The following is a 286-nucleotide window of genomic DNA, read 5'->3' as shown; positions in this document are numbered from 1 at the left end:
ATGTCCTCATGCACCAGCCCGGTCAATGAGCCGACATAGGGGATGAAGGAGATCAGCCCGGCGAACAGGCCGATGAGGACGGCGAAGTTCAGCCCCGTCAGCGTCAAGCCGGTGGCGTACATGGCGCCCAGCACCAGGCAGAGCGTGCCCTGCCCGCGCACGAAGCCGGCAGTGGCGGTGTTGATGTCGCGCGCGATGGCGCGCACCGTCGCGACGTTGTCGCGCGGCACCCAGCTGTCGATGACCGCCACCATGCGGTCCCAGTCGAGCAGCATGTAGAAGGCCA

At 66.8% G+C, this 286-nt stretch carries 1 protein-coding gene; it reads right to left on the bottom strand.

Going from position 1 to position 286, the window contains the following annotated elements; genetic code table 11:
* The coding region (locus EN786_RS37295; RefSeq protein ID WP_135910223.1) for an AI-2E family transporter at nucleotides 1-286 on the bottom strand (286 nt) is incomplete at both ends.

Source organism: Mesorhizobium sp. M4B.F.Ca.ET.143.01.1.1 (assembly GCF_004792275.1).
Lineage (GTDB): Bacteria > Pseudomonadota > Alphaproteobacteria > Rhizobiales > Rhizobiaceae > Mesorhizobium > Mesorhizobium abyssinicae.
The sequence above is the reverse complement of the archived record's forward strand: the minus strand, read 5'-3'. Positions and strand labels throughout refer to the sequence as shown.